The organism is Streptomyces sp. NPDC090108 (assembly GCF_044747185.1).
Lineage (GTDB): Bacteria > Actinomycetota > Actinomycetes > Streptomycetales > Streptomycetaceae > Streptomyces.
The window spans coordinates 12,019-25,796 of sequence record NZ_JBIVDQ010000001.1 but is presented as its reverse complement, the minus strand read 5'-3'; the positions used below and the strand labels follow the sequence as shown (position 1 = coordinate 25,796).

The window sequence follows — 13,778 nt, the reverse complement described above, 5'->3', positions numbered from 1 at the left end:
CACAGGCATGAATCCAGGGATTCGCCGACGCGGCGCGACTATCGGCAGTCCGACGCGGCGTGACGTGAGGCGTCTGGGTGCCGTGTGTGCGGCTTTGGGCGCGTTGGCCGCCACTTCGGTGACGCTGGCCCCGGGTGCCGCTGCCGTCGATATCAGGTCGAGGCAGTGGTACCTGGACGATATGCGCATTCCGGAGGCGTGGAAGGTCAGCACCGGGAAGGGGGTAAAGGTCGCGGTGATCGACAGTGGGGTCAACCCGGCCACCTCGTCCCTCAAGGGGCAGGTGTTGGTCGACGGGGTGTCGGGCGCCGCCGCTTACCACTCCACCCGTGACAACACGGGGCATGGCACCAGCATGGCCGAGATCATTGCGGGTACCGGAGCGGGCAACGGCATCCGGGGGGTGGCCCCAGGGGCGAAGATCATCCCCATCCGTATCGCCGCGGGAAGCCCGGACGGCGCCGAAGCAAAGAAGGCGCCTACGGATGGTCAGGCGATTCGGGCCGCAGCCGACAGTGACGCAAAGATCATCAATATGTCCTTCGGTGGCGCTGATCCTGATTCGGAGATGGAGGATGCCATGAAATATGCGGCATCCAAAGGCAAGTTGATGTTCGTCTCCGCTGGCAACAGTGGCGAAAAGGGGAATAAGTTCGACTATCCGGTGCGCTATCGGTTCGCCATTGGTGTGGCCGCGTACGACAAGTCCGGAACCGCAGCGAAGTTCTCCACGCACGGCGACTATGTGGATCTGTCGGCTCCCGGCGTCGACATTCCCTCCTGGTGCGACGGTAAGTTCACCGAATATTGCAACACTTGGGGAACCAGCCCCTCCGCCGCCATCGCCTCCGCCTCCGCCGCCCTGGTCTGGTCCGCGCACCCCAACTGGACGGGCAACCAGGTTCTGAGGACCCTCATCGACACCGCGGGCCGTTCCTGGTCGAAGAACGAGGTCAGCAGCTACCTCGGTTACGGCTTCGTCCGCCCCCGTCGCGTCCTCATCGCCAAGGACATCAACCCCGGGCCGCCGAACGAGGATCCGCTCGCCTACCAGAACTACGACCCGGATGCGCCCACCTCGGCCCCGCCGAGCAGTGCCTCGCCCGGTCACCCGGCGAAGAAGGCCGGCGCCCCGGGCAGCAGCGCCGCTCCCGTCGCCGCCGAGAAAACCAGCGGCGGCAACACCCAGACGTGGGCGATCATCGGCGTCGCGGCGGCCGTACTGGTCGTCGGTGGCGCGGGCTTCGCCGTGCTGCGCGCACGCCGTAACGCCTGAGAGCTTTCCCCAGCCCCGCTCGCTCGCCGAGTGCGCGGGGGTCCGCTTGCCGCCGGTGCCGACGTCAGACTCGGGGCCCGGCAAGGTCAGTTCACGAAGAGAGGCATGGAAATGGCGCAGCGCCAGAAGGTAAGTGACAAAGACATTGTCATCCTCGAAAAGGAGCTTCTGCACCGTTTCGAGGGCATCAAGGGTCAGCTGAAGGAACTCCAGGCCATCATCGACAGCCTCGAGGGCCACTGGAAGGGCATCGGCGCCGGTGCGTTCAACACCAAGCAGACCGAGATCAACGAGCGCATGGTCCGCATCGGCAACATCCTGGCCAAGTTCATCGAGGCCATGACCAACACCCGGAAGATCAAGGACGGCACGGAGGACGAGGTCCGCGCCCAGGTCCAGGGCATCGACGTCGACCTCGGTGGGTCGCACTCGGCGCTCTCCAGCTACTGATCCCCGCCAGGCCACCACTTCTCAGCAACGGAGCAATCATGGGCGTCAACAACAGCGGCGAGCTCGAAGTCACTTACAGCGGTCTCGACGAGACCGCCACCCAGCTCGCGAACCACGCCAAGCGGCTCGAGGAGAGCCTCGAGGCCATCAAGCAGAAGGTCGCCGGCGTCGCCAGCATGTGGGAGGGCGAGGCCCACAGCGCCTACGCCGAGCAGCAGGCCGCCTGGGACCGTGAGGCCAAGGGCATCCACGAGGCCCTCATGGCCATCGGCAAGGTCGTGCACGCGGCCGGTGGCGACTACCAGGGCGGCGACCGCAAGGCTGCCAGCTACTACATGTAGGACCGCGCAGGCGGAACTCGCCGGCAGGACGGCGGCAGCGGGGTGGGCACGCACGGGAGGTGCCCACCCTCTGTCATGCCGGGAATCGGGACAGGACGACGACGGATCGGGACAGGGAATGCACGCCACAGACGGTGGCCCGGAGGCGGCCACGGGGGAAGCACCGGGCAGAGTCGACGGCGCGCGGCGGCGGGTGGGGCCGTACACCCTCATCACCGGGCTCGACGGCCCCCGCTCCAGGACCCCGGTCCCGGAGCGGCGGTACATCGCGCGCGGCGCGAACGGGCAGGAGACCGTCCTGCTCTCCCTGCCGCTGCCCGGGTCCGACGTCGCACGGTTCATGGCGGAGGCGGAGGCCTCCCGGTACCTGCTCGGCTCCTGTGCCGCCCCGGTCACGGCCCTGGCCGCGCCGGGCGAGGCCGCCTGGTGCGCCCGTCCGTACCTGCCCGTCCTGCCGCTGCCGACCGCCCTCGCCGTGCACGGCGGTCCGCTGCCCGAGCCGACGGTACGCGCGCTCGGCGTGGCCCTCGCGGAGACCCTCGCCGTCCTCCACGGGCAGGGCCTGACGTACGCCGGTGTGTCCCCGGCCGCCGTTCTGCTCTCCGCCGACGGCCCTCGCCTCTCCTGCTTCGGCGCCGTACGCGTGGCCGCGCCCGACGGCACCCCACGCTCCGGACTGCCGGGGCTGGACTCCGGCAGCCTGCCCCCGGAGCAGGCCTCCGGCGGCCGCCCGCGCCCCCTCGGCGACGTGTACGCCCTCGGCGCGACGCTCGCCTACGCGGCGACCGGGTACACGGCACCGGAACGCGACGAACTCCCGGCCTCCCTGCGCACGGTCATCACCCGATGCCTCTCGCGGGATCCGGGCAACCGCCCTCAACTCGCCGAGCTGACCGCCCTGCTGAGCGAGGGCACCTCTCCCGCCGGCCTCCTCTCCACCGAGGCACCCGCACCCGGCCTGCCCTCCGCCGCAGCTTCCTCGCCCGGCGCCCCCGGCCCCGCCCTCCCTGCCTCCGGTGCCCCCGCCCCCGGCCTCCCCGTCGCGCCCCCGGCATTCGCCCCAGGCCTCCTCCCCGGCCGCGTGATCGCCGCCCTCGCCCATCAGTCGGCAGCCGTCCTCATGGCCGAGATCCCCGTCGGACCCGCGCCCGCGTCCGCGCCCGGACCCGAGCCTGCGCCCGCGCCCGGACCCGCGCACTCCGCCCCACCCCCACCCCCGCCCGGACCCCTGTCCGCCCCCGCCCACCCCTCCCTCCGCCGGAACTGACGACGACCCCACCCATGCCTTCCCCACTCACTCACGACGACCCCCAGGCGATCGGCCCCTACCGGCCCGTCGCCCGCCTCGGCAGCGGAGGCATGGGCACCGTCTACCTCGCCCGCACGGCGGGCGGCCGTACCGTCGCGCTGAAGACGATGCACGCCCGCATCGCCTCCGACCCCGCGTCCCGCACCCGTTTCCGGCTGGAGACCGACGCGGCGCGCGTCGTGGGGGAGCGGTTCGGCGCGGGCGTCGTGGACGCGGATCCGCGGGCCGAGACGCCCTGGTTCGCCACGGAGTACGTGCTCGGACCGCCGCTCGACGACGCCGTCGAACAGGGCGGACCGCTCCCCGAGGAGACCGTACGGGTGCTCGGCGCGGCGCTGTGCGGAGCGCTCGGCCAGCTGCACGGGTCCGACGTCGTCCACCGCGACCTCAAGCCGTCCAACATCCTCGTCACCGCCTACGGGCCCAAGGTCATCGACTTCGGCATCGCCCGGGCGGCCGGCGACGACCGTCTCACCCGTGTCGGGGTCGCCGTCGGCACCCCCGCCTTCATGTCGCCCGAGCAGGCGAGCGGACAGGAACACAGCGCGTCCGGCGATGTCTTCGCCCTCGCCGGCGTGCTCGTGTTCGCCGCGACCGGACATCCGCCGTTCGGCCACGGGCAGGCGGCCGACCTGCTGTACCGCGTGCGGTACACCGAACCCGACCTGAGCGGCGTACCCGAGGGGCTGCGTCCCGTCCTCGCCCGGTGCCTGGACAAGAACCCCTTCCTGCGGCCCACGACCGGTGAACTGGCCGCGCAACTGCACGACGGATCGGGGGAGTTCGCCGATCACCTGCCGGCCGCGCTCCTGGCTGACATCGGGCGGCGGGCGACCGAGGTGTGGCAGACCGTGCCGCGGCGGCTGCCGGCTCCGCCCGACGAGCCCGAGGCGGCGCCGGCGGCGTCCACGGCATCCACGGCGTGGTCGCGGCGGCGGGTGCTGCTCACCGCCTCGGGCGCGGCCCTCGGAGCGGCCGCCGCCGGGGCCGGGGTGTGGACCGTGACCGCGGGAGCCGGGGGCGACTCCCCGCAGCCGACGCCCGGACCCAGCAACAGCCTGCTGGCGAAGCCCGAACTGGACTCCCTCTGGCAGATCCAGATCGGCGAACAGGACAGCTTCGAGAGCAGCATGCCCTCGCACCCGCATGTCCTGGGGAACCTGGTGACGACCGCGACCGGCAACCTCACCGGGGTCATGGCGGCGACGGGGCAGCGCGCCTGGGTGGTCCCCGACATGGACATGGCCTGGCAGATCGCTTCCGACGGCCGGCGTCTCGTCGCCATCAACAGCATGAGCGGCCCGGAGAACATGGGCAACGCCGGCGGGTTCGCGCTGTTCCTGGCCTCGCTCGACACCCGCACGGGCGAGATGCGGGAACCCTTCGCCCGCCTGGACGACTTCAACGGCGAGCTCTTCCCGGACCAGATGGTGTGCACCGGCGACGGCGTCGCCTACGTGGTGGCCGGCCGCGGGCGGTACGTCCACAACACCTACTCGGCCGCCCAGACCTGGTACCTGCTCGCCGTCGACATCGGGACGGGCAAGGAACTGTGGAAGACGCCGCTGCCCGCGCGCCGCCCCGGAACCGAGCGGTTCTACTTCCTCTCCGCCGGCGTCGTGGGACGCCGCCTCGTGGCGCTGCAGGAGGCTGATGACGGCACGGTGCACGCGATCGTGCGCGACACCCGCACCGGCGCCGTCCGCTGGGACCGTCCGCTCGACGACATCAAGGCCGACCAGGTGCGGCTGCCCCTGACCACCGACGCGGAGCACCTGTACACCGGCACCGGCCGGCTGCGCGCCCTGCGGCTCGACGACGGAACGGTGACGTGGGACTCCGGCTCGGCCCGGCCGGGCCGGACCTACGGACCTCCGGCGGTCAAGGGCGGCACCGTCTACGCGGTGGAGAAGGGACTCGGCCTCGTCGTCCTCGACGCGGCGAGCGGCCGGATCGCCTGGGAGGAGAAGGGCGGCCAGGGCACGCACGCACACCTGGACTGCGCGCCTGTCATCGGCACCGGTTACGCCTACAGCCGGCGCGGATCGAAACTCTGGGCCGTCTCCCTGTCCGACCGCACCCCGGACCACTCCTACAGAACCACCGGTGACCGCTTCATCGCCCATGAGACCGCCCGCACGGTCGTCGCGCAGGGCGGCGGCTTCCTGGCGGCCTTCCCCCTGCGATGAGCCACCCGTGAGACCCGGAACCCCCGCGGCGGACCGCCCGGAGGCCGCCCGCGCACGACCCGGAGCCGACCCGGTGACGAGAAGAGAAGGCGAACAGCGATGAGACCCCTGGAGACCGGCGACCCGATCCGCCTCGGCCCCTACCGGCTGCTCGGCGTGCTCGGCGAGGGCGGCATGGGCAAGGTGTACGTCGGCCAGGACCACGCGGGCACCGTCGCCGCGGTCAAGGTGCTCCGGCCCGAACTCGCCCACGACACCGGCCTCGCCCAGCGTTTCGTGCGCGAGGCGCTGGCCGCCCAGGCCGTGCGCAGCCCCGGTGTCGCGGCGGTGCTGGGCGCGCAGACCGAGGGCGGACGGCCCTGGATCGCCACGGAGTTCCTCTCCGGACCGACCCTGGACCAGATCGTCGACGGACACGGCCCGCTCGACGACGCGAGGCTGCGCGCCCTGGCCGAGTCCCTCGCGCGCACCCTCCAGGACATCCACGCGGCCGGGTTCGTCCACCGTGACCTCAAGCCGCCGAACATCGTGCTCACCTCCGACGGCCCGCGGATCATCGACTTCGGCATCGCCCGCCCCGAGCACGGCCTGACGCTCACCACCACCGGACAGATCCCGGTCACCCCCGGATACGGTGCCCCCGAACAGGTGATGGGCCACCGGGTCGGCACCGCCGCCGACGTCTTCTCCCTCGGCGCCGTCCTCGTCTACGCGGCCACCGCCCGCCGGGCGTTCGACGGCACGCACGTGGCCGCCGTCCAGTACGAGGTCGTGCACGGCGAACCGCGCTGGCACGGCATGCCACCCCAGCAGCACGCGCTGATCGCGCCCTGCCTGGCCAAGGACCCGGCCGCGCGGCCCACGCCCGACCGGATCGCCGCCGCGTTCGCCCCACCGAAGAAGAACGGCAAGGTGTGGAGGAGCGGCCCGGTCGCCGACGCGATCAGACAGCGCGAGCAGGACGTACGCGCCCTCACCGCCCCGCTCCTGGCCACGGTCGAGACGCAGGCGGGGCCCAGCAGGCGGCGTCTGCTCACCGGGTTCGCGGCCGGCGGCGCCGTACTCGCCGCGGGCGGCACGGGCACCGGCTGGTGGCTGCTGCGGAACAACAAGGACGACGCGCGGAAGGAGTTGTTCAGCTACCCGCCCGCGGTGCGGACGCCCACGGCGCGGCTGCTCTCCGCCGACGACGGCGACTACATCATCGGGGGTTCCCCCAAGCCGCTGTGGACCGTGTCCGACGCGACGGACGTCGGGGCTCCGGCGCCGCTGCCCGTCCGTGACGTCGTCATCGTCGGCCACATCCTCAGAGGCGTCGTGGCGCTCAACGTCGTCGACGGCAAGGTCCGCTGGAAGGCTCCGGCGATGACCATGGGCGCCCGGTTCCTCTCCCTCTCCGACCGGCTGGTGGCCGCCGCCGACGACGACGGCGTCCTGCACACCTTCGTGCCCTCCACCGGGGAACCCAGGTGGACCGTGCGGGCGGACGCCGGGACGCTGCTCGTCGCGGACGCTGACTCGGTCTACCTGCAGACCAAGGACCGGCGCCTGCGGGCCGTGAACCGCGCCGACGCGAGCATCCGCTGGACGGTGCGGCTGCCGGAGGACTTCCGCAAGACGCTCCTCCCCAGGCCCGTCGCCCACCAGGGTCGGCTGGTCCTCACCACCGAGACCGGCCACGCCCTGGCCGTGGACACGAAGAGCGGCCGTACCGTATGGACCGCCCGTGACCTGGCGGAGGAACGAGTGCTCCTCCCGGCCGCCGCGAACGGTGTCGTCCACCTCAACGGCAAGACGCTCTCGGCGCGCCGGATCTCCGACGGCAAGGAGCTCTGGAAGCAAACGGAGAAGCACTACTACGACGACAAGGACTACGAGTGGTCCCGGCCCACCGTCCACGGTGACCTCGTGTACTCCTGCGCCTCCGACAGAGACTCCGGCATGCCCTACGGATTCGATGTCCGGACCGGCAAGAGAAGCTGGGACGGGGGCATCGCCTCGCAGACCGGCGACTACCCGGTCCTCCTTCAGGGCAACGGCGTGTGGATCATGGACGACGGCTCCCGCCCCACGCTGAGGACGATGAGCACGGCGCCGCAGGCGCGCGAGATCTGGTCCTACGAACTCTCCGGCGGGGAGACGGCCTTCGCCGCCGACGGCAACCGTGTCTTCGCGAGGTGCGACGCCGCCCTGTGGGCGCTGCCGGTGTTCTGACCGCTCAGCGTCCCGGACCGGCCGGGTGAACGTTGCGACGGTTCACCGGACCCACCCGGCCCGGTGAACCGGAGGCGGCACCCCCCGGCCCCGGATGGCGGGACGCATGCCGGGGCCGGACGCACGCCGGGTCCGGCGGGCGAGGCTCACCGGACCCGGTCGAAGCGGCCGCGCCGCGCCCGCCGCGGCGGGCGCCCGTCAGTACTCGACGTCCACCAGACCCGTCTGGACCAGCGGCTTGCCCCGCTTGCGGGACACGAAGACGCCACGCCCCGCCGGCATCGCGCGCGGCCGGACACCGCCCAGGATGTCGCCCTCCGCCGGGTCGCCGGCCATGATGAGGCCCTGGGCGCCCAGTTCCTTCATCCGCTGGACGAACGGTTCGTACGCGGCACGGCCCGCGCCCGCGGAGGAGCGGGCGATGATGAAGCGGACGCCCACGTCCCGCGCGAACGGGAGCATCTCCGTGAGGCCGCTCAGCGGGTTGCCGCTGGACGTCGACACGAGGTCGTAGTCGTCGATGACCACGAACACCTGCGGGCCGCGCCACCAGCTGCGCTCACGCAACTGCTGTGCGGTGACCTCGGCGGTCGGCGTCCGCCGCTGCATCAGGTCGGCCAGCGCGGTCATGTGGTGGTCCATCTGGCTCGACATCGGGATGTACTCCGCCAGATGCGAGGCCGGGGTGATGTCCAGCAGGGACCGCCGGTTGTCGACCACGAAGAACTTGGCCTCGTCGCCGCTGTACTGCAGCGTCAGCTGCTTGATCAGCAGCCGCAGCAGGTTGGACTTGCCGGACTCGCTCTCGCCGAAGACGAGGAAGAACGGATCCTGGTCGAAGTCGAGGAACACCGGCTCCAGGTTGTCCTCGTCGAGCGCGAAGGCGACACCCCGCTTCGGGAAACGGTCGCCCGGCGGCAGCTGGACCGCTTCGAGCTGACGCGGCAGCAGGCGGACCTGCGGCGCGCCCGGCGCCTGCCAGTGCCGCCCGACCTCCGCGGTCAGCGCGGCCGTCGCCTCGGCGAGGTCGGTGTCCGAGGTCAGGCCGTCGATCCGCGGCACCGCCGCCATGAAGTGCAGCTTCTGCGGGGACAGACCACGGCCGGGGACGCCCGCGGGGACGTTCACCGCGACCTTGCGGTCGATCTCGGAGTCCATGACGTCACCCAGGCGCAGCTCCAGGCGGTTCATCAGGTGGTCCTTCATGTTCGCCCGGACCTCCATCGAGCGCGACGCCGTGATGACCACGTGGATGCCGTAACCGAGACCTCGCGCCGCCATGTCCAGCACGGCCGGCTCCAGGCCCTCGTAGTCCGTACGGAAGTTGCCCCAGCCGTCGACGACCAGGAACACGTCACCCCAGGGCTGGTCGGTGACGGAGATGTCCCCGCGCGCCCGCCGGGCCCGGAAGTCGGCGATGGAGGCGATGCCGGTCGAGCGGAAGTACTCCTCGCGGCGCGTCATCACGCCGTACACCTCGGAGACCGTACGGCGCACCCGCTCGGGGTCCAGGCGGGAGGCGATCCCGCCGACGTGCGGCAGGTCGGCCACCGCGGCCATGCCGCCGCCACCGAAGTCGAGGCCGTAGAACTGCACCTCGTGGGGGGTGTGGGTGAGCGCGAAGGAGCAGATCAGGCTGCGCAGCAGCGTCGACTTGCCGGACTGCGGACCACCGATGATCTGCATGTGGCCGGCCGCGCCCGAGAAGTCGAGCAGCAGCCGGTCGCGGCGCTGCTCGTACGGCTTGTCGACCAGACCGACCGGGACGACCAGACGGCCCGCGGCCTCGTAGTCGGGCTGGGTGAGACCGCGTCCCTGCACCGCCGCCAGACCGGGCAGCAGCGCGTCGAGCGACGGTGGGCTCTCCAGCGGCGGCAGCCACACCTGGTGCGCCGAGGGCCCCTGCGCCTCCAGCCGGCGCACGATCACGTCCAGGACCGTGTCGGCCAGCGCGTCGTCCACGTCCGGCGCGGCCTCGGTGCGCTGCTTCGGCACGGGGGTGTACTGCACCGGCACCTCCGTCGCCGTGAACAGCACCGGACGCCGGTCCACCGGCAGCGGGCCGCCCGGGAGCGCCGCCCGCTGACTGCCCGTGCGGTACGTCCCGGAGACGTAGGCCGCCTTGAAGCGCACCATCTCGTCCGTGCCGAACTTCAGGAAGCCGGAACCGGGGACGTTGGGCAGCTCGTAGGCGTCGGGGACGCCGAGCGCGGCACGCGACTCGGCCGCGGAGAACGTCCGCAGACCGATCCGGTACGACAGATACGTCTCCAGGCCGCGCAGCCGGCCCTCCTCCAGGCGCTGCGAGGCCAGCAGCAGGTGCACACCCAGCGAACGGCCGATGCGGCCGATCTGCACGAACATCTCGATGAAGTCCGGCTTGGCGGTCAGCAGCTCGCTGAACTCGTCGATCACCAGGACGAGGGACGGGATCGGCTGGAGCGGGGCGCCGGCCGCGCGCGCCTTCTCGTAGTCGTGGATGTTCGCGTAGTTGCCCGCGTCGCGCAGCATCTCCTGGCGCCGGTTCAGCTCACCGCGGATCGAGTCGCCCATGCGGTCGACGAGGGTCAGGTCGTCCGCGAGGTTGGTGATGACGGCGGCCACGTGCGGCATCTGGGCCATGCCGGCGAAGGTGGCACCGCCCTTGAAGTCGGCGAGGACGAAGTTCAGGGTCTCGGAGGAGTGCGTGACCGCGAGGCCCAGCACCAGCGTGCGCAGCAGCTCCGACTTGCCGGAACCGGTGGCGCCCACGCACAGGCCGTGCGGGCCCATGCCCTCCTGCGCGGCCTCCTTGAGGTCCAGCATGACCGGGCGGCCGTCCTCGCCGAGACCGATCGGCACCCGCAGGCGCTCGGCCAGGGCGCGCGGACGCCAGGTCCGCTTGGTGTCGACGGAGGCCGCGTCACCGAGTCCCAGCAGGTCGGTGAACTCCAGGTTGGCGAGCAGCGGTTCGTCGTCGTCGCCACCCGACACCATGCGCATCGGCGCCAGCTGCCGGGCCAGCGCCTCGGCCGACTCCTGCGACAGGGTGTCGGGGACACCCTCGTACACCATGCCGTGCCCGGACTCCAGGCGCAGCAGGCCGGGCTGCACGACGACCGACAGATCGCCCCCCGCGCCCGACGGTTCGCCGGCGACGACCTCGATGACGGTGACGCCCTGGAGACCCTCCGGGGAGGCGAGGACCGAGTCGGGCAGCAGGGACAGATCGTCGAGCACGATCACGATGTGCGGTTCTTCGGGCAGCGGCGTCGCGTCCGGGTGGAAGCGGGGGCGTCCGGTCAGCCGGTCCGCCAGCAGGTCCTCCAGCTCGCGGGTGTCGGCGCCGATGAGCCGCCTGCTGCCCGCGCCGTCCACCGCGCCGGGCGCCTGCACGTGCGGCAGCCACTTCGCCCAGTCCCAGTGCGGCAGCGCCTCACGGCCCGCCGCCACCGCGATGACCAGGTCCTCGGGGGAGTGCAGCGAGGCGAGCGAGCCGACCAGGGCGCGGGCGCAGCCGCGCACGGACTCCGGCTCACCGCTCACCGTGACGTGGTAGAAGGCGCGCAGCGAGACCGCCATCGGCAGCCCGGTGAGCGTGCCGTGCAGCGCGAGGAAGCGCTGCATCGCGCCCGCGGTCAGCGGCTCCAACTGCTCGACCGGACCCGTCTCCGGGGCCAGCAGCGGGGTCGCCAGCGGCTGCGGGCCCAGACCGACGCGCACGTGCGAGAAGTCCTCGTCGCCCGGCCGCCGTTCCCAGACCCGGCTGCCCTCGGCGACGAGCGCCCACAACTGTTCGGGAGAGGGGTGCAGGTAGTACTGGGCGTCCCGCTGCGTCCTCGCCGTCTCGACGGCGGCCTTGCGGGTCTGCGACAGATAACTGAGGTAGTCGCGGCGCATGTCGGCCAGCTGGCCCTGGGAACCGCGGCGGAAGCGGACCACCATCGCGACGGACATCGCCACCGTCGAAGCGATCATGATCATGCCCATGATCTTCATGAACGGCTGGCCGTTCGTGAAGAAGAACACCACGGAGCCACCCATGCCCAGCGTGGGCAGCAACTGCATCAGCACGCTCTCCTGGGCGCCTCGCGGCAGCTCAGGCGGCGGCTGGACAGCGACCTCTTCCGTGGGCACTTCGGACGGAAGCGCCCGAGGGGGGCGCTTTACGACAATCTGGCTCACTGCTCACCAATTCCCTTGCCCGACCCAGGCTTTCCGCCCACCGCCCCGTGTCGGCGGACGCAGGCCGCCGCGCGATCCTACTGAGTTCACGGAACACGGGTGAGCGGTAGGGTGCCGAATGTTCGCGTGAGCACATGCCGGTACGGTCGAGGAAACCGGGACAACCCACCTTATCCGGGTGGGGGAAAGCCCCGGACCGAGGTCCCGCGGCACCCGCGCCACCGCCTGCGCGGAAGGCGCGGGAGCGATCGGCACACGACCTTCACGACGTAGACGCACCACCACCACTGAGGGGGAGCAGCAGGTGAGCATGACGGCCGCCGCCACCGGCGGACCCGGGACGGGAGCCCCCGCGGGAACCGGCACAGGACTCGGTTTCTGCCGGGTGACCATCGTCGCGCCGGACAGCCGCATCGACGTGGCACTGCCCGACGACGTGCCGGTCGCGGACCTCTACCCGGAGATCCTCCGGCTGTCCCGGCAGAGCCCCGAGGCCGGCGCCCCGGTCGGTTACCACCTCGTCCGTACCGACGGCACCGTGCTGGACAGTTCCCGGTCCTTCGCCGCTCAGCGCATTCTCGACGGCGAACTCCTCACGCTGCGGCCCTTCGCCGACTCCCTGCCGCCGGCCGTCTTCGACGACGTCTCCGAGGCCGTCGCGTCCGCCGTCACCAAGCAGCACACGCTGTGGACCGGCGACCTCACCCGGGCCGCGGGCCTCGTCGGCGCCGGTGTGCTGCCGGCGTTGCTCGCGTTCGTCGCGTGGACCGCCGACCCGCGCCACGACATGCACGGCCTGGCCGGCATCCTCGCCGCCGTCACCGGCGTCCTGCTGGTGGTGCTGTCCGCCGCGCGCGCCCGGGTCTACGACGACCGCGCCTCGGCCGTCGCGCTCGGCCTCGGCGCACTGCCCAACATCGGCGTCGCGGGCAGCGGACTGCTGCCCCTGACCGACGGACAGGGCATCGGCAGGCTCCAGTTCCTGCTGGCGTGCGCGGCCGTGCTGGTCGCCGCCCTCGTCCTCTCCCTCACCTCCCCGCACGGAGACGGCCCCTTCGTCGCCTTCGTGTTCGCCTCCGCCGTCGCCCTGCTCGTCGTGTTCGCCGCGACCCTGCTCGACTGGGCCCCCACCGAGACGGCCGGCCTGTGCGCGCCGGTCGCCGTGGGCGCGCTCGCCTTCCTGCCGGGCATGTCGATGCGCTTCGCCCGGCTGCCGATCGGCTTCGAACCCCCGAGCGCCGCGACCCGCTCCGCCTACGGCACCGAGACCCACACCCCGGAGTCCGTGGACACCGAGCGCGTCGAGGCGCAGGCCCGCCGCGGTCACGAACTGCTCGTCGGTCTGGTCGGCGGCTGCGCGCTGCTCGCCGTCGGCGCCTCGTCGGTGCTCGGCTTCTCCAGCGACATCTGGGCCCAGCTGCTCGCGCTCGCCACCGGTGTGGCGATGCTGATGCGCGCCCACCTCTTCCGCTACACCGCCCAGGTCGCCCCGGTCCTCGCCGCGGGTCTCGGCTCCCTGGTGCTGCTCGGCCTCGGCCTCGCGCTCAACCCGCCCCCGTCGGTGATGCGCGAGGCGCTGGAAGGGCACCGCACCGACCTCGACATCCGCACGGTCTGGCTGATCGCGGTCATCGCCGCCGCCACCGCGCTGATCACGGCGCTGGGCCTGATCCTGCCGCGCGGCGGCCTGACCCCCTTCTGGGGCCGCTTTCTGGAGATCTCCGAGGGCTTCGTCCTGCTGACGCTGATCCCGCTGACCCTGGCGGTGTTCGACGTCTACGCGAAGGCCCGCGCGATGACCAGCAAATAAGGCCAAGGCCTCCGGGAGCTCGGGC

Annotated in this window: 8 protein-coding genes; 7 read left to right on the top strand and 1 reads right to left on the bottom strand. The window is 72.1% G+C overall.

What is annotated here, in order from left to right; genetic code table 11:
• Positions 1-7: 7 nt before the first annotated feature.
• The 6 genes from ACIPRD_RS00100 (at position 8) to ACIPRD_RS00075 (ending at position 7,779) form a co-directional block, all read left to right on the top strand.
• A complete protein-coding gene (locus ACIPRD_RS00100; protein WP_401558649.1) occupies positions 8-1,276 on the top strand; it encodes a S8 family serine peptidase in 1,269 nt (422 codons plus the stop codon).
• A gap of 111 nt (positions 1,277-1,387) precedes the next feature.
• On the top strand, positions 1,388-1,726 hold the full coding sequence (locus ACIPRD_RS00095) for a WXG100 family type VII secretion target (RefSeq protein WP_356410692.1): 339 nt from the start codon (positions 1,388-1,390) through the stop codon (positions 1,724-1,726).
• A gap of 38 nt (positions 1,727-1,764) precedes the next feature.
• The gene (locus tag ACIPRD_RS00090; RefSeq protein WP_356410636.1) at positions 1,765-2,067 is read left to right on the top strand and encodes a WXG100 family type VII secretion target; all 303 of its coding nucleotides are present in this window, start codon (positions 1,765-1,767) and stop codon (positions 2,065-2,067) included.
• 118 nt (positions 2,068-2,185) lie between these two features.
• The gene (locus tag ACIPRD_RS00085) at positions 2,186-3,334 is read left to right on the top strand and encodes a serine/threonine protein kinase (RefSeq protein ID WP_401558647.1); all 1,149 of its coding nucleotides are present in this window, start codon (positions 2,186-2,188) and stop codon (positions 3,332-3,334) included.
• Positions 3,335-3,348: 14 nt separating this feature from the next.
• Positions 3,349-5,565, top strand: a complete 2,217-nt coding sequence (locus ACIPRD_RS00080) for a protein kinase (RefSeq protein WP_401558644.1) — start codon at positions 3,349-3,351, stop codon at positions 5,563-5,565.
• Between the two features lie 99 nt (positions 5,566-5,664).
• Positions 5,665-7,779, top strand: a complete 2,115-nt coding sequence (locus tag ACIPRD_RS00075; RefSeq protein ID WP_401558641.1) for a protein kinase — start codon at positions 5,665-5,667, stop codon at positions 7,777-7,779.
• A gap of 198 nt (positions 7,780-7,977) precedes the next feature.
• Here the strand turns inward: ACIPRD_RS00075 and eccCa are convergent, their stop codons facing one another.
• Complete coding sequence (gene eccCa, locus ACIPRD_RS00070; RefSeq protein ID WP_401558639.1) at positions 7,978-11,943, bottom strand: type VII secretion protein EccCa; 3,966 nt, start codon at positions 11,941-11,943, stop codon at positions 7,978-7,980.
• 310 nt (positions 11,944-12,253) lie between these two features.
• Here eccCa and eccD point away from each other — a divergent pair, with 310 nt between their 5' ends.
• Positions 12,254-13,753 carry a type VII secretion integral membrane protein EccD gene (eccD, locus tag ACIPRD_RS00065; protein ID WP_356410695.1) on the top strand — a complete coding sequence of 500 codons (1,500 nt, stop codon included), beginning with the start codon at positions 12,254-12,256 and terminating at the stop codon, positions 13,751-13,753.
• Positions 13,754-13,778: the final 25 nt, after the last annotated feature.

What these genes read in the sequence shown, in the direction of transcription:
- ACIPRD_RS00100 (WP_401558649.1), top strand. Translation starts at nt 8, where the DNA reads ATGAATCCAGGGATTCGCCGACGCGGCGCGACTATCGGCAGTCCGACG.
- ACIPRD_RS00095 (WP_356410692.1), top strand. Translation starts at nt 1,388, where the DNA reads ATGGCGCAGCGCCAGAAGGTAAGTGACAAAGACATTGTCATCCTCGAA.
- ACIPRD_RS00090 (WP_356410636.1), top strand. Translation starts at nt 1,765, where the DNA reads ATGGGCGTCAACAACAGCGGCGAGCTCGAAGTCACTTACAGCGGTCTC.
- ACIPRD_RS00085 (WP_401558647.1), top strand. Translation starts at nt 2,186, where the DNA reads ATGCACGCCACAGACGGTGGCCCGGAGGCGGCCACGGGGGAAGCACCG.
- ACIPRD_RS00080 (WP_401558644.1), top strand. Translation starts at nt 3,349, where the DNA reads ATGCCTTCCCCACTCACTCACGACGACCCCCAGGCGATCGGCCCCTAC.
- ACIPRD_RS00075 (WP_401558641.1), top strand. Translation starts at nt 5,665, where the DNA reads ATGAGACCCCTGGAGACCGGCGACCCGATCCGCCTCGGCCCCTACCGG.
- eccD (WP_356410695.1), top strand. Translation starts at nt 12,254, where the DNA reads ATGACGGCCGCCGCCACCGGCGGACCCGGGACGGGAGCCCCCGCGGGA.